This window comes from Leptotrichia sp. SK-5, from assembly GCF_055387215.1.
In genome coordinates, this window is the sequence record NZ_AP028931.1 from 1,998,608 (window position 1) to 2,020,800 (window position 22,193).

Below are 22,193 nucleotides of genomic sequence, written 5' to 3' on the forward strand. Positions count from 1 at the left end.
CTCTCCTATATTTTCACTTAATTACTGTATAGTCTATTTATTCCATTAATATAAGCCTTTATACTTGCTTCAACTACATCCGTACTTTGTCCTCTACCAATAAATCTGTTTCCATTTTTCTCGATAATCACAACTACTTGTGCCTGTGCATCAGTATCTCCCGTTATTGCCTCCAGCTTGTATTCTTCCAGAACAAAAGTATCACTTACTGCTAGATTAACCGCATTGTAAGCCGCATCAACAGGCCCATCTCCAAGAGCTTCTTTAACTAGTTTTTCTCCATCTAATTCAATGGTAACTGTTGCTTTTGGCTTTTTCCCTTTCTGTCTTGAAATTTCAAAGTGAGCCAGTTTTATTCTTCCTTCTATTTTTGCTGCTTCTCCAGCAACTAATGCGATAATGTCTTCATCTAAAACATATTTTTTCTTGTCTGCCAATTTTTTAAACTGTGCAAATAATTCTTCTACTCTATCACTTCCGACATGATTAAATCCTAGTGATTCTAATTTTTGTACAAAAGCGTGTTTTCCTGAATGTTTTCCAAGTACTAAGCTGTCTGGATTTCTTCCAACAGATTCTGGACTCATAATTTCGTAAGTTTCAGGATTTGCTAATACTCCATGTTGATGAATTCCTGATTCGTGTGCAAATGCGTTCGCTCCAACAATTGCTTTATTTGGCTGTGTTGAAACTCCTGTCAAAAGGCTTACTAATTTACTTGTTGGGTAAATTTGCTTTGAATCAATGTTTGTATAATATTCTTCAAACAAGTCTTTTCTCGTTTTCAAAATCATTACAATCTCTTCAAGCGAAGTATTCCCTGCTCTTTCTCCAAGTCCATTAATTGTACACTCAATCTGAGTGGCCCCAGCTTGAATCGCCGCAACCGAATTTGCCACAGAAAGTCCCAAATCATCATGGCAATGCACAGAAATATCCACATTTTCAATCCCTTTAACATTTTTTTTCAAATAAGTTATAAGTTCAAACATTTCATTTGGAGTTCTATAACCTACTGTATCAGGTACATTAAGTGTAGTGGCTCCAGCTTTTATAGCCGTTTCATATACTTCCACCAAAAATTCCTTTTCAGTTCTAGTCGCATCTTCCGCCGAAAACTCAATATCGTCAATAAGCGATCTCGCATAAGCCACCATTTCCTTTACTCTATCCAAAATCTGCTCTTTCGTCATTTTCAGCTTGTATTCCCTATGAATCGGAGAAGTTGCGATAAACGTATGTATTCTAGGTTTTTTGGCACTTTTCAATGCTTCTGCCGCTACTTCAATATCTTTTTTTACAGCCCGGGACAAACTCGTAACCGTAGACTTTTCCACATTTTCTGCAATCATCTTAACTGCCTCAAAATCCCCTGGTGATGCCACCGCAAATCCAGCCTCAATCACATCCACCCCAAGACTCTCAAGCTGTTTTGCAATTCTCAGCTTTTCCTGAGCGTTAAGATTGACACGTGGTGTCTGTTCTCCATCCCGTAGTGTCGTATCAAATATTTTTATATTTTTCATATTCGGCTCCTTTCTCTTTCTATCAATCCTTAAACTTCTATAATAATTTAGAGTTTCAATATAACTTATTACTCACTTATATTTCTAACAAAAATATTTTCCCTATTATATACTAGATTATTTATTTAACTATTGGTATTCTTCCTAATCTTCATTTCTGGAATCTTTTATAGAATAAATTGCTGCCTGCTCTGCATGAATAATCGCTGTATCAAATAATGGAACATCAGTATCTTCATTTTTTATAAGAAGCCCTATTTCAGTACACCCTAATATTATACCTTCTGCCCCCTTACTTCTAAGTTTATCAACAATTTCTAAAAATTTCTTTTTTGAATTAGAATTTATAGTTCCAAGACAAAGTTCGTCATATATTACTTTATTTATAATTTCTATATCATTTTTATCAGGTATTATAACATTTATTCCTTTTTCAATAAGTTTTGATTTGTAAAAATCTTGTTCCATTGTATATTTGGTTCCTAGCAATCCTATATTCTTCAATCCTTTTTCTAATATTTTCTCTGCTGTCATTTCAGCAATATGCAATATTGGAATGGAGATTTTTTCTTTAATCTGCTTAACAACCTTATGCATTGTATTAGTGCAGATAACTATGAAATCTGCTCCCGCTTTTTCCAAATTATATGCAGCCTCTCCCAAGATTTCTCCACTTTTTTCCCAGTTGCCGTTTGCCTAACATTCTTCTATTTCCTGGAAATCCACACTATACAGTACGCATTTAGCAGAATGAAGCCCTCCTAATTTTTCTTTAATAACTTCATTTATTATTTTATAATAGGTTACTGTGCTTTCCCAGCTCATTCCTCCTATTAGTCCTATTGTTTTCAAATTCATCTTCCTTTCAAATTATCTATTCTTTCACAGCCTCAAATCTCAATCTGATATAATCTGCTAGAATTTGTCCTTTCTCATTTCTTTCCAGTTCTTTTTCAACTTTTTCAGTTATTTCATCAATCAGTTTTTCATGCATTTCTGCTGGAACATTTGCAAGAGCAGGTGCAGAAAAAGTTTGAAGCCATCCCTTTATTCCAGTTGGAAGCAAAGTAGGACGGGGAAAAGTTATCATTCTTTTGACTTTTAATCCATATTTTTCAAGTAATTTCGTTTTTTCTTCCAGAGTTGGAAAAAACCAACATTTTTTAGCTTTCAGGTTATGTTTTTCTACAGTTTCAAAAATAGCATTTTCTATTTTTTCCACATTTCCTTTACAGCCCGTCTCGGCTACAAAACGTCCGCCTTTTTTCAAGGCTCGAGATACTCCTTCCATTACTTTTTCCGGATTAGTCATCCAATGTAGCGCCGCATTGGAAAAAATCGCATCAAACTCATTTTCAAATTTCATATTCTGTGCATCGCCCTGTACTGCCTCAACCCCAATTTTTCTTGCTGCCTCAACAAATTTTTGACTTCCATCAAGTCCTAAAACTTTGCACCCATATTCAGTAATTTTCTTAGTCAATACTCCATCTCCACAACCTAAATCCAAGATATATTCATCTTTTTGAGGATTTAACCATTCAATCAGCTCTTCTCCGTAAATTGATACAAAACGTGCATTTTTCTCATATTTTTCCTTTTCCCAATGCTGACTTACTCTCATTTTAATATTTCCCTTCTGTTTTTTTAAAATTACATTTTGATACTGTTCCCCATTTAAATAGTGAATATTTAATAAATTTTAAAATATATATTATTTAGCAAGGTTCTCATTATTACTACAGTTTCTGTTTTCTAACGATATTTAGTATCAAATTATTTTGTTTAATAATAGTTTTTCTATTTTTATTATGTTTTCTTACTTGAAAAATTTGCAATAATTTCGTTATTTAAAAAGAGTTTTGTATAAATTCTGAAAATATTACATTTTTTCTCCACGGCTCATTGCTACAACCCCTGTTTTGGCGATTTCGAGTATTCCATAACTTTTCATCATTTCTACAAATCCACGTAATTTTTTCACATTTCCTGTAAGTTCTATTACAAGCGAGTTTGGTGCCACATCCAGAACTTTTCCACGATAAATGTCTGCAATTTGAACGATTTGAGCTCTAGTCTGAGCGTCGGATTTTACTTTTATAAGCATAAGTTCACGTCTTATAACTCCTTCTGCTGGGAAAATCTTTACTTTTACAACATCAACGATTTTGTAAACTTGTTTTTGAATCTGATTTAATGCCTTGTCGTCACCATCAACTGTAAGTGTCAACCTCGCATAGCCTGGCTTATTTGTAACTCCAGCAGTCATCTTGTTTACTGAATATCCTCTTCTATTAAACATAGACATTATTCTTGATACAATTCCATTTGTATTTTTTGTAATTATTAATATTTCATGCTCCTTAATCATTTTCCAGTACCCCTTTCTTACCTATCATTTGACTTACAGTTTTTCCTGCTGGTATCATTGGAAACACATTTTCTTCCTTTTCAACAATACAATCCAGTATCACGCCTTCATCTGATAAAATCAAATCTTTTAATTTATTCTCCAAATCTGCCTTTGTCTTCAGTCTTTCCGATTTTATGCCATACGCATCAGCAATTTTCACAAAATCAGGATTACATTCCAAATCAACAAAAGAATATCTTCTATCTTTAAATAATTCCTGCCATTGTCTAACCATTCCCAAGAATGAATTGTTTATAATTACTACTTTTACTGGCAAATTATACTGTCTAATCATCATAATTTCTTCAAGTGTCATTTGAAAACCACCATCTCCAACGATTAACACAACTTTCTTATCTCTCGCTCCAACTTGAGCTCCAATTGCTGCTGGCACTCCAAATCCCATTGTTCCAGCTCCACCTGAAGTTACAATGCTATTTGCATTTTTATAAGTCATATATTGTGCAGCCCACATTTGATGCTGTCCAACATCTGTTACAACAATTGTATCCCCATCCAGAATATCATTAATTGCCTTTAATACTTCCTGTGGAAGCAATTTATCCTTACCAACATCTCTATGTGCCAATGGATATTCTTTTTTCCATTCTTTTACTTTATCTGTCCATTCTTTGTGATCCTGTGGCTCCAATTCCTTATTGATTTCAGAAAGCACATTTTTCAAATCTCCAACTATCGGAACATCAGCCTTTTTATTTTTATCGATTTCAGCAGGATCAATATCTATATGTATTATTTTCGCACGTTCACAAAATTTACTTGGATTTCCCGCAATTCTATCATCAAATCTTATCCCAGCTGCAATTACTAAATCTGCCTCGTCTGTGGCATAATTTGCTGGAACAGTCCCATGCATTCCAAGCATTCCAAGTGACAAGTCATGATTTTCAGGAAATGCTCCAAGCCCTAAAAGAGTTGTAGTTACTGGCATATCCATTTTATTTGCAAGTTCAAAAAGTTCCTTTGAAGCCTGCGATTTTATAACTCCTGCTCCTGCAATAATTAATGGCTTTTTCGCCTTTTTTATCAATGATAATGCTCTTTTTATCTGTACAGGATGCCCAACATAAGTGGGATCGTATCCTTCCAGCTGTATTTCCTTGTCAAATAGCTTATTAAATTCATCATAAGATATTTCCTGCTGTTGAATGTCGTTTGGTATATCCACCAGTACAGGTCCTGGTCTTCCTGTCGAAGCTATAAAATAAGCCTCTTTTATAATTCTTGGAATATCTTTAATATTTTGCACAAGATAATTCCCTTTTGTTATTGGAACTGTAATTCCTACAATGTCAGTTTCCTGAAAAGCATCTCTACCAAGCAAGTTGCTTCTTACCTGTCCTGTTATTGCCAGCAATGGTATAGAGTCCATGTGTGCTGTCATAATCCCTGTAACCAAATTTGTTGCTCCAGGTCCCGAAGTTGCAAGACAAACTCCCACTTTTCCAGAAACTCTCGCATATCCGTCTGCGGCATGTACTGCTCCCTGCTCATGTCTTGCAAAATAATGTTTAATCTTTTCAAAACTGTAAATTTCATCATAAATAGGTATTACCGCTCCACCCGGATACCCAAACATATCAGTCACACCTACTTTATGCAGGCACTCCAACAGCATTCTTGCACCATTTATCATTTCGCTACTCATTTTTCAACCACCTTTTCTTTTAAAATTTTATTTTTATTATTCTATTTCCTGAGAATTTAACCTTTTTATTACATATCCTCTTTTACTAAATTCCTCTGTTATTTTGTTAATATGCTCCTCACCATTCGTTTCTACTGTTACCTGAAGTTCTACATCGTGAAATCTGTTAAGATTTTTAAATTGATTATGCTCAAGCCTTATAACATTTGCATTCTGTTCAGAAAGAATTTGTGACACAGCAACCAGCTGCCCCGGTTTATCAGGCAAGTCAACCGAAAATCTAAATATTCTCCCTCTTACAACAAGCCCTTTATTTATCATAGAGGAAATCGTAAGCACATCAATATTTCCTCCACTTAAAATTGATACAATCTTTTTCCCTTTTTCCTTAATCTTTCTAAGTGCCGCAACCGAAAGAACTCCCGCATTCTCTGCAACAATCTTATGCTTTTCAACTAACAGAAGAAAAGACTCCATAAGTTCATAATCTGAAATTGTAATTATATCGTCCACATAATTTTTTATATAATCAAAATTCAGTTCCCCAATTTTCCTAACTGCCGTTCCATCAGCAATTGTATTAGTTTCAGGCAGTTCCACAACATCTCCATTTTTTAGAGCTGCAATTGCCGAAGCTGCTCCTTCTGGCTCTACACCAATTATTTTTATCACAGGATTTTTCAGTTTTGCCGCAAGCGCAATTCCTGAAATTAGTCCTCCACCTCCAAGTGGCACAAGAATTATATCAGCATCAGGTAATTCTTCTAACACTTCAAGTGCAATTGTTCCCTGTCCTTCCACAACATCATCATCATTAAATGGATGAATAAACACATACCCTTCTTTCTCCTGCAATTCTCTCGCATAATTATAGGCATCATCGTATTCTTCCCCTGCCAAAATAACTTCAGCACCATATTGACGAGTTGCTTCCACTTTTATAAGCGGTGTGTATTTAGGCATTACAATAACTGCCTTAATTCCTAGTTTTTGAGCCGCAAGAGCCACACCCTGAGCATGATTCCCTGCTGATGAAGCAATAACTCCCTTTTTTTTCTCCTCTTCCGTCAATTTTGCAATCTTGTTATATGCTCCCCTAAGTTTAAATGAACCTGTTCGTTGTAAATTTTCAGGCTTAATATAAACATCATTTCCAGTTTCTTTCGAGAATACTGAACTGTGAATCAATTTAGTTTTAGTAATCACAGTATTTAATCTTTCTCTTGCTTCCATAAAATCATAAAGTTTATGCAATCTCTTCACCTTCTTCAAAAAATTTTTATTTTAATAACTCAAATTAATATTAACAGTTCTTTGAATGACTGTTAATAAATATTTCCTCTTATAATTTCTATGTTTTTTCTTTTTTATAACGCAAAGGGGATCAATCGCCATCCCCTTTGCAATCCCTGCTCGTCTAAGCATTTTTTTGAAATATTCCCAAATTTTATTTGGGAAAGTAGTCTAAACATTTATTATTTGAATAAACCTAGATTACTACGAAATTGAAACTCGCTTTTTAATAAAGATTATTTCAACTCTTTAAACAAATTCAACTTCAATATTTTTAAAAAAGCTCAGACAATCAATTTTATTCCAAAAAAATCACGACAATTTTAGTTTAATTATATATAGTTAATTTAACTGCCACAAATAATAAGAATAAAATAAAATAATTATTAATCAAATATTTTAAAATAAGAATCATATATTTTTTATCTTTTCCTTTAAAAACTCTATTATTATATTTACAATTTCTGGCTGAAACCAATATTCATCAGAATGTCCTGCCCCAGTTACTACATATCTTGTTGATTCTATCCCTTTTTCAATTAATGCCTTGTGAAGTTTTTCTGTATGGATTGGAGGGACTAAAGTGTCTGCGTCTCCGTGCATCAATAGGAATGGTGGCGTTTTATCGGAAATATACGATATTGGGTTTGTTACTTTTATATCATTTCTTACATCATTTAGCCAAAATTTCACTGATAATAATATTGCCCTGTAACCTTCATCAATATCATCTGGAATTTCAAAATCCACTTCTCCAAAGTCTGTTACTCCATAAATATCAATAACTGCCTTTATATCGCTATTTTCAGATAAATTTTCACCCTTGTCAAAATCTCTTGTTCCATTTGTCGCTCCAGCCATTGCTACAAGATATCCACCAGCAGAATCACCCATTATAGCTATTCTTTCCTTATCTATGCCATATTCATCAGCATTAGCCTTCAAAAATCTGATTGCTGATTTTACATCTTCCACACTTTGCGGAAATACTCCATCAGGAATAGTTCTATATTCCATGCTTGCAACCACATAGCCAGCCTTTGCAATTTCAATTCTTTGCTGTAAATAATTTTCCTTGTAGCTATGTGCAAATGAGCCACCTGTTACGAACAGCACTGTTGGAAATTTCCCTTCTCTATTAGGTTTTAAAATATCCATTTCCAATTTTATGTTTTTTCTAAAATAGCTGACTGGCTGTGAATAAGTAACATTCACTATTGATTTTATCTTCTCTTGTGTCAGCTTAATATTTAAAACTTTACTTTCTCCACCATTTCCCATTTCTATCTTCTCCTTATAAAAAGATTTTTTGTTATTTGTAAATGCCTAATATATTTCATTAATAATTTTTTTTATTCTTGGCAAGGAATCTTGACTCCTTGTTAATGTTCTTATATAATTCAAATCTAATATTCTAATAAAAAAGATTCAAATGTTAATCCAATATCTCAATAGCCCCTCTATCGGCAGAAGACACGTGCATCGCATATTTTTTCAAATACCCTTTTACTTCAATTTTGAATGGCTCCAATTTAGCTTTTCTTGCTTCAATTTCCTCATCCGAAACTTTGATATTAATTGCTCTGTTCGGAATATCAATTTCAACAATATCCCCATCTTGAACTATAGCAATATTTCCACCCGAAGCGGCCTCTGGCGAAACATGTCCAATTGAAGCTCCTCTTGTCGCTCCTGAAAATCTTCCATCTGTAATTAATGCAACATCTTTATCAAGTCCCATTCCAGCAATCATAGCTGTTGGCGATAACATTTCTCTCATTCCAGGCCCACCTTTTGGTCCTTCATATCTAATAATTACAACATCTCCTGCTACGATTTTTCCACCAACAATTGCTTCTACAGCTTCTTCCTCACTATTAAATACTTTTGCTGGTCCTGTATGCTGCAGCATTTCTGGATCTACTGCCCCTTCTTTAACAACGCAGCCATCTGGTGCTAAGTTCCCTTTTAATACTGCAATTCCACCAGTTTTGTAGGCTGGCTTATCCCAAGGCTTGATTACATCATCATCATTTATAAATGCTTCTTTTGCAAGTTCACCTTGAGTACGCAATGCTACAGTTTTTGTATTTTCATGCAATCTTCCATTTTCAAGCATTCTTTTCATAACACCTGTTACTCCGCCTGCTCTGTACAAGTCTTCTATAAAATGTTCTCCAGATGGCGATAATTTACACAATTGTGGAGTTATTTTTGCAATTTCATTAAAATCCTCCAATGTCAATTTTATTCCTGCTTCATGTGCTATCGCTGGTAAATGCAGAGCTGTATTTGATGATCCACCAAGAGCCATATCCATTGCAACAGCATTTTCAAATGCTTCTCTTGTCAAAATATCTTTTGGACGAACATCTGCTTTCAATACTTCCATAATTTGCATCCCAGCTTTTTTAGCAAGCCGTATTCTTTCTGAAAATACCGCTGGTACAGTTCCGTTTCCTGGAAGCCCTAGTCCAAGTGCTTCTGTTAGGCAGTTCATTGTATTTGCCGTATACATTCCTGCACAAGATCCGCAAGTCGGACATGCCATTTCTTCAACGGAATTAAGTTCTCTTTTAGTTATTAATCCAGCTTCATATTCTCCAACTGCTTCAAACACATTACTAAGCCCTATCTTCTTACCTTTATACACTCCCGCAAGCATCGCTCCTCCACTTACAAATATTGAAGGTATATTTAGTCTTGCAGCTGCAATTAACATCCCAGGCACTACCTTATCACAGTTTGGCATAAATACAATCGCATCAAACGGAGTAGCCATTGCAACTGCTTCAATCGAATCTGCGATTATGTTTCTTGTTACCAGTGAAAATTTCATCCCAATATGATTCATTGCAAGTCCATCACAAATTCCAATTGTATTAAATTCCATTGGAACTCCTCCAGCCATTCTTATACCGTCCTTCACAGCCTGAACCAAATTTTTCAAATGTACATGCCCCGGTATAATTTCATTAAATGAATTAGCAATCCCAATAATTGGACGATCCATTTCCTCACTTGTAAATCCTAACCCTTTCAAAAGCGATCTGTGTGGCGCTCTAGCCTCTCCTCTTGTTAAGTTGTTACTTCTTCCTTTTCCTTTCATTGTCATTGATTTCACTCTCCTAAAAATTTTTATATTTCACAAATGTATCCAATTCAAATGTTTCACTATTTTTCTTATATATATTTCAATAAAGCTAGCTTGATTCTGTTTTATCAGCCTCAAAACTATTTGATTAAATACCAAAATTCTTTAATTCCAATCTAAAATCTAAGTTTATATACTCAATTTTAATTGGCTTTATCTATATTTTATCACATTTTTTATATTTTTTTTACTTTTTTATATGTGTACAGCAAATTTTTTTAAATTTACTTTTACTTCTAAAAAAATAAAAGACGATTTTTAAATATAAATCGCCTCAAGTTTTTTATTATTAATACTGCATATGATTTTATTAACTATTTTCTAACAAAATTAGTCATTACATCTCTACCATTTACCGACATAAGAAAATCATTTTCAGAAATTTTTAAGGCAACATATTTTTGGTTTTGCACAATTACAATTTCTAAAATTTGAATAATCAGTAATAATGATAAGACTAAAATTAATAATGACATAATTTCCTCCAATTTTTAATTTTTTTGCTTCTTTCTCTTGCTATGAAATTATTATAACAAAAATCAATCATTTTGTAAAATATATGTTATATATATGACTTATATATTTCATTAATCTTTACAATTTCAAATTAAATAAAATTTATTTTGCTTTTTGAATAACATCTAGTGCTTCTTGTAAATATTTCTTCAATTCTGAATCATCTGCTTTTTTAGATATTTCCATTCCTTTTTTAGCCCATTTTTCTGCTGTTTCAGAATCTCCTAACCCAGCATAAAAGTTCGTCAGATTATAATATGCCCATGGATATCCTTTTTGAACAGAGGCTTGATACCATTTTAATGCTTCTTTTTGATTGCCTTCCTCTTCAAACATTACCCCCAATTTATTTTCCGAAAATCCATCTTTCTCAAATTTAGCTACCTTTAAATACCATTCTTTTGCATTTTTATAATCGTCCATTTCATAATATGCTGCTGCAATCCAAAGATAATTATCGGGATTATCCACCAACTTTTGATATTCTTTATAATACTTTATTGATTTTTCATAATCTTTTTTTTCAAAATATAAATATGCTATATTTGAAATTGCTGTAAAGTTACCCTTTTCTATGGCTTTTAAATACCACTTTTCAGCCTCTGAATAATTTTTTTGATTAGTATATAAAACTGCCAACCTATTTAAATAATCTGCATTGTTTGGAAATTCATTTACATATTTTGTAATTAAAGTTTCCAATTTTTTCTTATCATTTTTTCCATAAGCATCATCTATCTGTTTTTCTAATTTTGTTTTTTCTTCTTTTGTCATCGCTGAAAAGCTTTGAACTCCTAATCCTAAATTTGTAATTACTAATAACAAAATCAAATATTTTTTCATAATGTCCCTTCTTTCTATCTCCTATATTAATAAACTTAGTTATTACTCTCAACTTCTTTAATAATCTCCTGTATATCTTTCATTTGTTTTTGATCTTTTTCCTTTTTCGCTGTTTCAAAAGATTTTTTTAGCCATTTTAATGCTGCATTCTTGTCTCTCTGCTGATAGTACAAAATCCCTAGATTCGCTTGGCCTCCTGAATTTCCTTTATCTGAGGATTCTAAAAACCATTTTCTAGCCTCTTTCTGATTCCCTTCAGCAAGATAAATTTGCCCTAAAATATTTTGTGACATACCTTCTTCATCCTTGATGTAGGATTTTAATAAATATTTTTTTGCTTCTTCTGTATTTCCCAATCTATAATTTAAAGTACCCATTACAAGATCCATTTCATCTATTTTTTCAAAAGTTGTATTATCAATTTCACTAAACCATTGTAATGCTTTCTTATAATCCGTTTGATAGATATATAATATGCCAATCACTAGCCTTACATCATATTTTTTACCATTATCTGCTATATAAGGATATTTTTTCTGCAACTCTACTGCCTCATTTAATTCCTTTTCACTTTCGTTCTTTCTACCCATAACATTATAAAACATTCCCAACATAACTTTTAATCTAATATTAGAAGGATTTTTTTGTATCTCTCCTTTTAACATTGACAATGCTTTCTGCTTGTTCCCTTTATCGTATTCTTTTGCTACTTTCCCCATCACTTTTTCAAATTCCTTAGAATTTATTTCTGCAAACACTTGCACTCCAAAAACTAAATTAGCTAGAATCACCATAAAAACTAATATTTTTTTCATTTTCTACCTGCCTTTTTCAATATTTCATTGTTTTTATTTAGCGAAATTTTCTTTGTTCATTGTATCACAATTATTAAAAAAATCAAAATTTTACATTTAATAGTATTAAAATTAATAACCTTAAAATTTTTATAAAAATCATTAAATTTTGTTTTTTATTTCCACAAAAAAACTGCCCTTCTATTTTGAAAGACAGTTAAAATATTTGTTTTTTATTTTATATTTAATTATAATCCAAATGAGTAACCTACTCCTAAAGTAAGTGTTCCATGACTAAGAGTAAATTTATCCTTAACAGTAGTAGTTACGCCTTTATATGTACGTTCAACCCTTGTATTATTCCAATTATAACTTAAATCTGCTACAAAATTTTTATATTGCACTCCTGTACCAAGTCCTGTATAAAATCCACTTTTAAATTTGGCTTCAAAATCATAAAAAGCATTTCTATTTTTTAATTTACCATTATTAAAAGCATATCCTAAATTTGCTTTAACATAAGGTGTTATTTCAGATGAATTTTTAAAATTATATCTTGTAGTAAGGTATAGAGGTACTTGATGTAATCCTTTTTTTTCAGTACCTTCTTCAGAAATTCTATTAAATCTGTAAGCGATTCCCCCTCCTAATTCCCAAGTATCTGTAAGAGATTTTCTATATTCTCCAGCAAGTTCAAAACCATTTCTTGTAGATTTTTTCTTAAGTTTAACATTAGACCCACTATATTGTCCACCTTTAAATTTACCATTATGAGCTAAATCACTACCTACTCTAAGTTCAACTACATCTGCCATAGCAGTTGCACTTACAACTAATCCCAATAATAATAATTTTTTCACAAAAATTACCTCCAATTCTTAGTTTTTATTTTAACAAAATTTTTGTTAATTATTAGCGTAGTATCAAATTTTTAATGTTTTGTCAACAACTTATTTTAAAAAATATAACACCTGATGATACATTTACTTCAAAGTCTTAAAAATAAAGCATTGAATATTTATGATAAATACTTTATAAAAATATATCTAAAACTTGTTTTATTAAATAAAAAAAGTTTTATCTTATCATTTCTCTTATTAAAAAATATACAAATAAATTTATATGACACTAAACAAAATAAAAACTAAAAAACTAAATAGTTTAAACAATACATTCTAATCTTATACATCAGGATATTTTCTTACAACTTCAGTAATATTACAAGCTCCCTCAATCACAGGGAACATCACAACAGCTCCAGTACCTTCCCCCAATTTCATATTCATAAAGAGCATTGGCTCTAAATCCAGCTCCTTCATAATATACTTCATTCCAGGCTCTTCGCTCAAGTGGGAAGCAATCATAAAATTCCTGCAGTTTGGACAAATTTTATATGCAACAAGGGCAGAAATCGCTGAAATAAAACCATCTATCACGACAGGCACACGGTTTTTTGCACATCCTAGATAAGTTCCCACCATTCCAGCAATATCAAGTCCCCCAACTTTTGCCAGTACATCTATTATTTTATTTTTTTCAAATTTTTCTTTTTTTTCTGTTCCATTTATATTTTCTTCAAAAAATTTTGACAATCCATTCACTTCAACCGCTTTTTTAACGACATTCTTTTTATGCTTCAAAGTTTTATCATCAATTCCGCTTCCATATCCGACAATCTCATCTAGCGACAAATCTGTCAGAACCTTTAAAATGGCACTACTAGTCGTAGTATTTCCAATCCCCATTTCTCCAGTTGCAAATAAATTGTATCCGTCCCTTGCAAACTTGTCAACCACTTCAATCCCAGTTTCTATAGCCTTCACAGCATCTTCATACTCCATTGCGGCTCCTTTAGCAATATTGTTAGTGCCAGATTCTATAATTTTTCTGTTGATGATTCCTGATAAATCTATTTCTTTTTTAATGTCTGAACTCTCATCAATTCCCAGATCTACCACTCTCACATCAGCATTATATACCATAGAGAGAGCGTTAATTGATGATTTGCCATTTAACATTGCTTCCACTACATACTGTGTTATTACTCTTTTAGATTTGCTGACCTTTTCTCTTTCCACACCGTTATCGGCTGCCATTACAAGCACCATTTTTTTGCAAGGTTTATAATTTTTGCTCATTCCCTCAAGCCTGATTGCCAGTTCTTCCAGTTTCCCCAGCCCTTTTGGAGTTTTTAGCAATGAATTGAGTTCATTTTCCTTTTTTTTCATTTTATTTCTATCTAAAGTTGTTATTTTTTTTATTGTATCAAATAAAACTTCTCCTGTAATTTTACTCTTTATGCTTTCCATATATATTCCTCTATTTACAAATTTATTTTAATTTTTCAGCAATTTTTTGAAAAGTTTTTTCCACACCCTTCAACAACTTTTCCACATCCTCATCATTGTGAATATAAGAAACAAAATGTGCCTCATATTTTGAAGGTGGAACAATTACTCCATTTTCAAGCATTGTATCAAAATATATGCTGTAAAATTCATCATTTGTACTCATTGCATCTTCCAAAGTTTTCACTTTTTCCTTTGCAAAAAATATTGTAAAAAGACTTCCAAAATGGTTTACACTTGCTGGAATATCATATTTTTTTATTAATTCATTAATCTTATTTACCAAATTCTCTGTTTTTTTATTTACATTTTCATAAATTTCAGGATTTTCCTTCAAAATCGAAATTGTTTCTATTCCTGCAGCAACTGAAATTGGATTTCCAGAAAGCGTTCCAGCGTGATAAACATTACCAACTGGCGAAATTAAGTTCATAATTTCTTTTTTTCCACCAAATCCACCAACTGGATAACCACCGCCAATAATTTTTCCAAGAACAGTTAAATCAGGTGTAATTCCAAATACTTTTTGAACACCACCTAATGAAACTCTAAATCCAGAAATTACCTCATCAAAAATTAACACCACATTTTTTTCTTTTGTAATTTCACGTACTTTTTCCAAATATTCCTTTTCTGTTTCAATAAGCCCCATATTTGCTGGAATTGGCTCAATAATCACACATGCAATATCATTATCATTTTCCAAAATTTTCTTTAATTTATCAAAATCTCCAAAAGGCAATGTTATCGTATCCTTCACAACTCCCTCAGTAATCCCGTTACTATCCTGATGCTCAAATGTTAAAAGCCCTGATCCTGCCTTAACCAGTAATGAATCTGAATGTCCGTGATAACATCCTTCAAATTTTATAATCTTATTTTTTCCAGTAAATGCACGAGCAACTCTCACACTTGCCATAGCCGCTTCTGTCCCCGAAGTAGTCAATCTTAATTTTTCAATTGATGGAAAACAGCTCTTTACAAGTTCTGCCAGTTCTACTTCCTTTTTCGTAGGAAGCCCAAAAGAAGTTCCATTTTCAAGTTCTTTCTTTACAACTTCCAAAACTTTTGGATAATTATGTCCCAAAATCATTGGTCCCCAAGAACCTATCATATCCACATACTCATTTTCATCCTCATCATAAAGTTTACTCCCATTTCCCCTTTTAATAAAAATCGGATATTCCTTATCCACCGACTGAAATGCTCTAACTGGACTATTTACTCCACCTGGTATTGATTTTTTAGCTTTTTCATAAATTTTTTTTGAATTATCTGTTTTCATTAAAATTTCCCTCTTTTCTAAATAATATTTTCTCCATTTTATCATATTTATTTTATTTTGCAAATATTGATTCAAGTTAGTAATTTTAAAAAAATTTACTAATTAAAATAATAAGATGAAATCATAAATTTTTATTCTATATTTTTTAGAAAAAAATTAGCAAAAAAAACAATATTATGATAAAATGAAATATAAGAATTTTTTTTAGGAAAGGATTGATCTTATGTTGATAGATAAAGTGAAAAAAGTCAAGATTACTGATAATCTTACTATTGGTAATGATAAGATTTTTTTGATTGCTGGACCTTGCGTGATTGAATCAGAAGATTTGGTTATGGAAGTGGCTGGGAAAATGAAGGACATCACTAACAAGCTAGGGATTCAATATGTTTTTAAGGCTTCATTTGATAAGGCTAACCGTTCTTCTATTTCCTCGTTTAGAGGTCCAGGACTTACAAAAGGACTTGAAATTTTGGCACGAGTTAAAGAAAAATACGGTGTGGCTCTTGCAACAGACATTCACGAACCTTGGCAATGCAAAGAAGCTTCCAAAGTAATTGATTTGCTTCAAATACCTGCATTTTTATCACGACAAACCGACTTGCTTATTGCCGCTGCAGAAACTGGAAAAGCTGTGAATATAAAAAAAGGACAATTTTTAGCACCTTGGGATATGAAAAATGTTGTAAGAAAATTTGAAGAAGTTGGAAATGAAAATATAATGCTTTGCGAACGTGGGGCTTCATTTGGATACAATAATTTAGTCGTAGATATGCGTGGACTTCTGGAAATGAGAAAATTTGGCTATCCTGTTGTGTTTGATGCAACACATTCAGTACAAATTCCAGGAGGACAAGGAGAAACTTCAGGAGGAAACCGTGCTTATGTTTATCCACTTGCTAGAGCAGCTGTATCTGTTGGAGTTGACGGAGTTTTTGCAGAAGTACATCCTGAACCTGACAAAGGATTATCTGATGGACCAAATATGTTAAAACTTGACAATGTTGAAGATATTTTAACAAAATTATTACAGTATGATAAATTGACAAAAGAATTATAAAATAAAAATATCTATTTTAATAAATTTTTAGGAGGATTATGATTATGAGTTCAAAATTATTATTAACACCCGGGCCAACTAACATACCCGAAGAATATTTAGAAATTTTGGGAAATGATATTATTCATCACAGAACACCTGAATTTAGAAGAATTATGAAAGAAAACAATGAAAACTTGAAAAAAGTCTTTAAAACAACAAATGATGTAGCTATACTTACTTCATCTGGAACAGGCTCAATGGAAACTGCCATTGTAAATTTCTTTTCAAAAGGAGATAAAGTTTTAGTAATAAATACTGGATATTTTGGAGACAGATTTAGAAAAATTGCTGAAATTTATGGTTTAAATGTAATTAATTTACAGTATGAATTTGGAGAAAGCTATAACCTAGACGATGTAAAGGAAGTTATTGCTGAAAACTCTGATTTAAAAGGAATTCTAGCAACTCATAGCGAAACTTCAGTTGGAATTTTAAATAATATAAAGGCACTTGGAGATTTAACAAAAAATACTGATATTCTATTAGTTGTTGATACAATTAGTGGACTTGTAGTAAATGATTTTGATTTTGACGCTTGGCACATTGATGTAGCAATCGCAGGAAGCCAAAAAGCATTTTTAATACCACCAGGACTTGCTTTTGTTGCTGTAAGTGACAAGGCAAAAAAAGCTATGGAAACGTCTGATTTGCCAAAATACTATTTTGATTTGAAACAATATGAAAAGTATTTTGATGCTAACGCAGAAACACCGTATACTCCAGCAATCGCTTTAATTTTAGCATTAAATCAATCGCTAAAAGACTTAGTTAAAAATGGAGTTGAAAGCACAATTAAACAAAAACACGATTTAAGAAAATATGTTGAAGAAAAAGCACAAAAATTAGGATTTGAACTATTAGTAAAAAATGAAGAAAATAGAACAAATACATTAATTTCAGTGTATAGAGAAGGAATTGTTATAAAATCAATTATTGCGGCTCTTGAAGAAAAAGGATACACTGTTACAGGTGGAAAAGGTAAATATGCTGAAAGCCTTATGAGAATTGGAATTTTAGGACAAATTTCAAAAGAGCAGATTGATGACTTCTTTGTAATCTTTGAAGAAGAATTAAAAAAACAATTATAAAATTTACAAAAAATAAATAAAGTAATGGAACTGTCTTAAAGAATTTTATTTATTAATAACAAATAAAAATACAATACTTTAACAGTTCCTGTTGCAAAATATTGAAAAGGAGCGTAAATGAAACCATATTTATTTAAAATTGGAGGTTTTGAACTTAGAATTTATAGTTTAATGTATATTTTGGCCTTTCTTTTTGGAATGTTTATCGCACTTGCTGATGATGTTGCCGAAAAAAGAGGCGTTGATGATAGAAAAATTATTGAAGATTTTGCATTTACAACAATTTTGGCTGGATTGATTGGAGCAAGACTTTATTATGTTATTTTCAAATTTTCAGATTATATAGGAAATCCTTTATCAATTTTTTATATCTGGGAAGGCGGACTTGCCATTCATGGTGGGATTATTGGTGCATTCATAGGTTCATATTTATATGCTAAAAAAAATAAGCGAAGTTTGTGGGTACTCACAGATATGGCTGTTGGACCTTTACTATTTGGACAATTTTTAGGAAGATTTGGAAATCTGGCAAATGGGGAAGTACACGGTGTACCAACATTTACTCCACTTAGTGTAATTTTTTCAGGAACATTTACTAAATGGTGGTCAGAATATCAAGCGATGAGCATTGCTGCAAAAACTCAGTTTAAACAGCTTGTGCCTTGGGGAATAAGTTTTCCATTAGATACGCCTGCTGGTTCAGAATTTCCAAATTTACCATTACATCCAGCTATGCTTTATGAAGCATTTTTAAATTTGATTGGCTTTATAATTCTTTGGTTCTATTTTAGAAAAAAAGAATATAACCCTGGAGTTTTATCAATGATTTATTTAATTATGTATGCAATCATTAGAATGTTTGTAAGCACATTTAGAGCCGAAGATTTGTTACTTTTTGGAATCAGACTTCCATATCTAATAAGTATAGCTATGATTATTGTTGCAATTATTGGAATAAAATATCTTAGTAGTCCAGACAAAAAATTTACACCTATTGAAGTTAAAAAAGAAGAAACAAAATTAGCTGAATAATTTTCTATTTAAGAATTCTTTGTACAAAACTCTTTAAAATTTAAATATACAAAAAAACTGTCAAATTCATTTTATTAGAACGTGACAGTTTTTTATTATTTCTTTTTCTTAGTAGATTTTTCATCTTTATTTTCAGGATGTCTTTTTCCACGATTATCGACTAATGCGTCAACTCCACCTTTTTCATATTTTTTTACCCATGAATAAATTTGTTGATATGAAACGCCAAATTTCTTGATTGTTAAATTATAATCATAATTATTATTTTGGCAAAATACTACAGCTTCAACTTTTGCATCAATTGATTTTCTTATATGTTTTTTTACTACTGTATAATTTCCATTTGCATCCATACTTCTTCTATAGTCTCTAATCCAGTAATTTAGTACACTTACAGACGCAATATCATATTTTTTACATATATCAAACAAAGATCCTTCATTATTTAAATAGCTTTTGATAGCTTTTTCTTTAATTTCACGGCTATAACGTCTATTTTTATCTCCAACCATAATACTTTCTTCGCCAATCTCAACATATTTCTTTTTCCAAGTCATTAATGAAGATTTTGCAATATTGTATTCCTTTGCTAAACTTTTAATGCTTGCTTCTCCTGATAATACCCGTTTTACGAGCTCAATTTTTAGTTCATTAGATATTTTCGATTTTCTTCCCATTAAACTACCCTTTCCAAAATAAAATATATATTTACATTTTTAATACAATAAGTACCTTAATTACCCCGTTTTAAATTTTTTATGAAACTAAATAGTATACAGCCAAAAAATGAAAGACACTTCCTAAAATAACAAAAATGTGCCAAATCATATGATTAAATTTACATATTTTCCATGAATAAAAAATTGTTCCTAGTGAGTATAAAACACCACCCAAAATTAAATAAATTAATGAAACTTGATTTATATTCTTTATCAAATCATTCCAAGCAAATACAATCATCCATCCCATTATTAAATATAGCATTGTGGAAAACAATTTAAATTTCCCAGTAAAAAATGCTTTAAAAACAATTCCTAAAATACACACTATCCATTGAATCGTCAATATAATTTTGTTCATTGGAGAATCAACGACTAGGTATAAAAAAGGTGTATAAGATGCTGCAATTAAAATATATATTGCAGAATGATCAAAAATTTCAAAAATCATTTTAGCTGTTCCTGGTTTTAACCCGTGATATATTGCAGACATTGTATATAAAACAACTAATCCAAATCCAAATGCCATAAAAGATATAATTGTTCCTATATCTCGATTCCAGCTTGCACGTATCGTAAGTACTATGAAAGCTATTACAGCAAGTCCAGCACCAACAGTATGACTCACAAAATTAGCAATTTCCTCACCTTGTGAAAAACTTTCTGCTTTTTTATGTATTTCTAATAACGTATTAGCGTTTTTATTCTTAGTTTTTTTATTCATATTTTTCCTTTCATATACAAAGATATTTTTTGTGTTTTACCACATCAGTTAATCAATCTTTATGCTTAAATAAATGATTAATAAGATATATATGAATATAAAATCAATTTTAAAATACTAACTTTGTATTATAATAATACCATATAAAATTTAATAGTCCATTTTTTTTTGCTTATAAAATGATTTTTTTTTACTATCAAATTATAATTATTTAATTTTTAAATACAAATATATCACCTGTTATATTACATAATTTATTATAACAGGTATTTTGATTATAATCAACCTAAAATAACAATTTATAATTAAAAAATTTTAATTAAAACAAAATAATTACTTGTATATACTAAAAATTTAACTAAAAAAATTAAATATATTACTAAATTTCTAAATTATTATTATATTATTATTTACAAACAATATTTGACACAAAAATATTTTTATAGTAAAATAATTTTATATCAAAAATAATAAGAGAAAGAAGGACGAATTATGTTAAAATACCTTTTTGACGGCGGAATATTTATGTGGGTAATTTTACTTGCCTCAGTATCTGGACTTGCTGTTATTATTGAAAAAATGTATACTTTTTTGTCAAAAGAGAAAAAATTGTCAGAAAACGAGAAAAATCAGCTTTATAAAGCACTTAGAACAGGCAACAGAGAAGAAATTTTAAAACTTTGCAAAGATAAAACAGATTCTGTTTCTAAAAGTGTGTCAAAAATTATTTCCAATATGGATATTAACTTTGATGAACTTGATAATTCACATAGACAGGTTATCGAGGGTATCATAAGTGAAAGTATTTTAGAGCAGACTACTGAACTCGAAAAAGGCATGAGTTTATTGGGAACAGTTGTAAATGCTGCTCCTCAACTTGGACTTCTGGGAACTGTTACAGGAATGATTGCAGCCTTTTCAGCCCTTACCCGAAACGGTACAAGTACTGCAAAAATAGTAGCTGGCGGAATTTCAGAAGCACTTTACACAACTGCGTTTGGATTAATAGTTGCAATACCTGCATTAGTCTTTTATAATTATTTTAATAGACGGATTGATGTTATTGTGGCAGAAATGGAAAGAGCAGCATTGCAATTTTTGAGCCGAGTAAAAGATTGATTTTTAACCTTTTATTCTAATCTTAGATTTAAAATCCAAACTAATTTTATCTGATTTAGATTAGTTTAACTTCAAACAAATTCAAGTAAAATTTACAAATCAAATTTCTTAGGAGAAAAATATGAAATTTTCTAACAGACGAAAACGTCAAAACGTTGATATATCAATGCTAAACCTAATTGATGTAATTTTTATGCTACTAATATTTTTTATGCTTGCAACTACATTTAACAATTATTCCCAATTTCAGCTGTCAGTCCCAAAAACATCAGCACAGCTTGAAAAAAAGGAAGATACAAAAATAGAAGTAATCGTAAATAAAAATAAAAAATACTTTTTAAAAATAGACGACAAAACTAGAGAACTTTCCCAAAATGAAATAGCTTCCGAATTTTCAAAATTACCAAAGGAAGCATTAAAAAATATAACTTTAACTGCTGATGAACATTTAGAATATAAGGACATTGTGGATACAATGAGCATTTTAAAAAATATGAACATAGAAAATATAAGTTTAAATATTCAAAATAAAAATTAAACGTATGTAAAATTAGATATTTACAGAAAA

The 22,193-nt window shown here is 31.1% G+C and carries 21 protein-coding genes and 1 pseudogene; 5 read left to right on the forward strand and 17 right to left on the reverse strand.

What is annotated here, in order from left to right; translation table 11 throughout:
* Positions 1-17 precede the first annotated feature (17 nt).
* The 15 genes and pseudogenes from ACZ5B9_RS10025 to hemL all read right to left on the reverse strand — a co-directional run bounded on the left by ACZ5B9_RS10025 (position 18) and on the right by hemL (position 15,841).
* A complete protein-coding gene (locus ACZ5B9_RS10025; protein WP_464422469.1) occupies positions 18-1,526 on the reverse strand; it encodes a 2-isopropylmalate synthase in 1,509 nt (502 codons plus the stop codon).
* Between the two features lie 144 nt (positions 1,527-1,670).
* A pseudogene (locus ACZ5B9_RS10030) lies at positions 1,671-2,378 on the reverse strand (aspartate/glutamate racemase family protein).
* Between the two features lie 22 nt (positions 2,379-2,400).
* Entirely contained in the window at positions 2,401-3,150 is a 750-nt protein-coding gene (locus ACZ5B9_RS10035) for a class I SAM-dependent methyltransferase (protein WP_464422470.1), read from the reverse strand.
* A 258-nt stretch (positions 3,151-3,408) separates the two neighbouring features.
* Entirely contained in the window at positions 3,409-3,897 is a 489-nt protein-coding gene (gene ilvN / locus ACZ5B9_RS10040; protein ID WP_006804546.1) for an acetolactate synthase small subunit, read from the reverse strand.
* The gene (gene ilvB / locus ACZ5B9_RS10045; RefSeq protein ID WP_464422471.1) at positions 3,890-5,608 is read right to left on the reverse strand and encodes a biosynthetic-type acetolactate synthase large subunit; all 1,719 of its coding nucleotides are present in this window, start codon (positions 5,606-5,608) and stop codon (positions 3,890-3,892) included. Before ilvB ends, ilvN begins: the two co-directional genes overlap by 8 nt.
* 36 nt (positions 5,609-5,644) lie before the next feature.
* The gene (ilvA, locus tag ACZ5B9_RS10050; protein WP_464422472.1) at positions 5,645-6,862 is read right to left on the reverse strand and encodes a threonine ammonia-lyase; all 1,218 of its coding nucleotides are present in this window, start codon (positions 6,860-6,862) and stop codon (positions 5,645-5,647) included.
* 30 nt (positions 6,863-6,892) lie between these two features.
* Positions 6,893-7,033 (reverse strand): hypothetical protein, encoded by a 141-nt coding sequence (locus ACZ5B9_RS10055; RefSeq protein WP_464422473.1) that lies wholly within the window; start codon positions 7,031-7,033, stop codon positions 6,893-6,895.
* 279 nt (positions 7,034-7,312) lie between these two features.
* Positions 7,313-8,182 carry a prolyl oligopeptidase family serine peptidase gene (locus ACZ5B9_RS10060; protein WP_464422474.1) on the reverse strand — a complete coding sequence of 290 codons (870 nt, stop codon included), beginning with the start codon at positions 8,180-8,182 and terminating at the stop codon, positions 7,313-7,315.
* A 154-nt stretch (positions 8,183-8,336) separates the two neighbouring features.
* Positions 8,337-10,016, reverse strand: a complete 1,680-nt coding sequence (gene ilvD / locus ACZ5B9_RS10065; protein WP_464422475.1) for a dihydroxy-acid dehydratase — start codon at positions 10,014-10,016, stop codon at positions 8,337-8,339.
* 353 nt (positions 10,017-10,369) lie between these two features.
* Positions 10,370-10,531: a LemA family protein gene (locus tag ACZ5B9_RS10070; RefSeq protein WP_464422476.1), complete on the reverse strand. Its 162-nt coding sequence runs from the start codon at positions 10,529-10,531 to the stop codon at positions 10,370-10,372.
* 142 nt (positions 10,532-10,673) lie between these two features.
* Complete coding sequence (locus ACZ5B9_RS10075; protein ID WP_464422477.1) at positions 10,674-11,414, reverse strand: tetratricopeptide repeat protein; 741 nt, start codon at positions 11,412-11,414, stop codon at positions 10,674-10,676.
* Positions 11,415-11,449: 35 nt separating this feature from the next.
* On the reverse strand, positions 11,450-12,229 hold the full coding sequence (locus ACZ5B9_RS10080; protein WP_464422478.1) for a tetratricopeptide repeat protein: 780 nt from the start codon (positions 12,227-12,229) through the stop codon (positions 11,450-11,452).
* Positions 12,230-12,456: 227 nt separating this feature from the next.
* Complete coding sequence (locus tag ACZ5B9_RS10085; protein ID WP_464422479.1) at positions 12,457-13,068, reverse strand: outer membrane beta-barrel protein; 612 nt, start codon at positions 13,066-13,068, stop codon at positions 12,457-12,459.
* Positions 13,069-13,389: 321 nt separating this feature from the next.
* Positions 13,390-14,517 carry a nicotinate-nucleotide--dimethylbenzimidazole phosphoribosyltransferase gene (gene cobT / locus ACZ5B9_RS10090; protein WP_464422480.1) on the reverse strand — a complete coding sequence of 376 codons (1,128 nt, stop codon included), beginning with the start codon at positions 14,515-14,517 and terminating at the stop codon, positions 13,390-13,392.
* A gap of 22 nt (positions 14,518-14,539) precedes the next feature.
* A complete protein-coding gene (hemL, locus tag ACZ5B9_RS10095; protein ID WP_464422481.1) occupies positions 14,540-15,841 on the reverse strand; it encodes a glutamate-1-semialdehyde 2,1-aminomutase in 1,302 nt (433 codons plus the stop codon).
* A gap of 223 nt (positions 15,842-16,064) precedes the next feature.
* Here hemL and kdsA point away from each other — a divergent pair, with 223 nt between their 5' ends.
* From kdsA to lgt, 3 genes are all read left to right on the forward strand, one after another.
* Positions 16,065-16,901, forward strand: a complete 837-nt coding sequence (gene kdsA, locus ACZ5B9_RS10100) for a 3-deoxy-8-phosphooctulonate synthase (RefSeq protein ID WP_464422482.1) — start codon at positions 16,065-16,067, stop codon at positions 16,899-16,901.
* Positions 16,902-16,945: 44 nt separating this feature from the next.
* Positions 16,946-18,031 (forward strand): pyridoxal-phosphate-dependent aminotransferase family protein, encoded by a 1,086-nt coding sequence (locus ACZ5B9_RS10105; RefSeq protein WP_464422483.1) that lies wholly within the window; start codon positions 16,946-16,948, stop codon positions 18,029-18,031.
* 117 nt (positions 18,032-18,148) lie between these two features.
* Positions 18,149-19,063 carry a prolipoprotein diacylglyceryl transferase gene (gene lgt, locus ACZ5B9_RS10110; protein WP_021769614.1) on the forward strand — a complete coding sequence of 305 codons (915 nt, stop codon included), beginning with the start codon at positions 18,149-18,151 and terminating at the stop codon, positions 19,061-19,063.
* 95 nt (positions 19,064-19,158) lie between these two features.
* Here lgt and ACZ5B9_RS10115 read toward each other — a convergent pair whose 3' ends face one another.
* Together ACZ5B9_RS10115 and trhA are read right to left on the reverse strand one after the other, a co-directional pair.
* Positions 19,159-19,740: a helix-turn-helix domain-containing protein gene (locus tag ACZ5B9_RS10115; protein ID WP_021769615.1), complete on the reverse strand. Its 582-nt coding sequence runs from the start codon at positions 19,738-19,740 to the stop codon at positions 19,159-19,161.
* 79 nt (positions 19,741-19,819) lie between these two features.
* On the reverse strand, positions 19,820-20,506 hold the full coding sequence (trhA, locus tag ACZ5B9_RS10120; RefSeq protein WP_464422484.1) for a PAQR family membrane homeostasis protein TrhA: 687 nt from the start codon (positions 20,504-20,506) through the stop codon (positions 19,820-19,822).
* Between the two features lie 492 nt (positions 20,507-20,998).
* Here trhA and ACZ5B9_RS10125 point away from each other — a divergent pair, with 492 nt between their 5' ends.
* A complete protein-coding gene (locus tag ACZ5B9_RS10125) occupies positions 20,999-21,625 on the forward strand; it encodes a MotA/TolQ/ExbB proton channel family protein (protein WP_464422485.1) in 627 nt (208 codons plus the stop codon).
* 121 nt (positions 21,626-21,746) lie between these two features.
* A complete protein-coding gene (locus ACZ5B9_RS10130) occupies positions 21,747-22,163 on the forward strand; it encodes an ExbD/TolR family protein (RefSeq protein ID WP_464422486.1) in 417 nt (138 codons plus the stop codon).
* Positions 22,164-22,193 lie beyond the last annotated feature (30 nt).

Bases quoted from the DNA above. Each gene is read 5' to 3' on its own strand.
- ilvB (WP_464422471.1), bottom strand. From the start codon at position 5,608: ATGAGTAGCGAAATGATAAATGGTGCAAGAATGCTGTTGGAGTGCCTG.
- ACZ5B9_RS10060 (WP_464422474.1), bottom strand. From the start codon at position 8,182: ATGGGAAATGGTGGAGAAAGTAAAGTTTTAAATATTAAGCTGACACAA.
- ACZ5B9_RS10070 (WP_464422476.1), bottom strand. From the start codon at position 10,531: ATGTCATTATTAATTTTAGTCTTATCATTATTACTGATTATTCAAATT.
- kdsA (WP_464422482.1), top strand. From the start codon at position 16,065: ATGTTGATAGATAAAGTGAAAAAAGTCAAGATTACTGATAATCTTACT.
- trhA (WP_464422484.1), bottom strand. From the start codon at position 20,506: ATGAATAAAAAAACTAAGAATAAAAACGCTAATACGTTATTAGAAATA.
- ACZ5B9_RS10080 (WP_464422478.1), bottom strand. From the start codon at position 12,229: ATGAAAAAAATATTAGTTTTTATGGTGATTCTAGCTAATTTAGTTTTT.
- ACZ5B9_RS10125 (WP_464422485.1), top strand. From the start codon at position 20,999: ATGTTAAAATACCTTTTTGACGGCGGAATATTTATGTGGGTAATTTTA.
- hemL (WP_464422481.1), bottom strand. From the start codon at position 15,841: ATGAAAACAGATAATTCAAAAAAAATTTATGAAAAAGCTAAAAAATCA.
- ACZ5B9_RS10075 (WP_464422477.1), bottom strand. From the start codon at position 11,414: ATGAAAAAATATTTGATTTTGTTATTAGTAATTACAAATTTAGGATTA.
- cobT (WP_464422480.1), bottom strand. From the start codon at position 14,517: ATGGAAAGCATAAAGAGTAAAATTACAGGAGAAGTTTTATTTGATACA.
- ACZ5B9_RS10105 (WP_464422483.1), top strand. From the start codon at position 16,946: ATGAGTTCAAAATTATTATTAACACCCGGGCCAACTAACATACCCGAA.
- ACZ5B9_RS10115 (WP_021769615.1), bottom strand. From the start codon at position 19,740: ATGGGAAGAAAATCGAAAATATCTAATGAACTAAAAATTGAGCTCGTA.
- ACZ5B9_RS10035 (WP_464422470.1), bottom strand. From the start codon at position 3,150: ATGAGAGTAAGTCAGCATTGGGAAAAGGAAAAATATGAGAAAAATGCA.
- lgt (WP_021769614.1), top strand. From the start codon at position 18,149: ATGAAACCATATTTATTTAAAATTGGAGGTTTTGAACTTAGAATTTAT.
- ACZ5B9_RS10025 (WP_464422469.1), bottom strand. From the start codon at position 1,526: ATGAAAAATATAAAAATATTTGATACGACACTACGGGATGGAGAACAG.
- ACZ5B9_RS10130 (WP_464422486.1), top strand. From the start codon at position 21,747: ATGAAATTTTCTAACAGACGAAAACGTCAAAACGTTGATATATCAATG.
- ilvN (WP_006804546.1), bottom strand. From the start codon at position 3,897: ATGATTAAGGAGCATGAAATATTAATAATTACAAAAAATACAAATGGA.
- ACZ5B9_RS10055 (WP_464422473.1), bottom strand. From the start codon at position 7,033: ATGCTTAGACGAGCAGGGATTGCAAAGGGGATGGCGATTGATCCCCTT.
- ilvD (WP_464422475.1), bottom strand. From the start codon at position 10,016: ATGACAATGAAAGGAAAAGGAAGAAGTAACAACTTAACAAGAGGAGAG.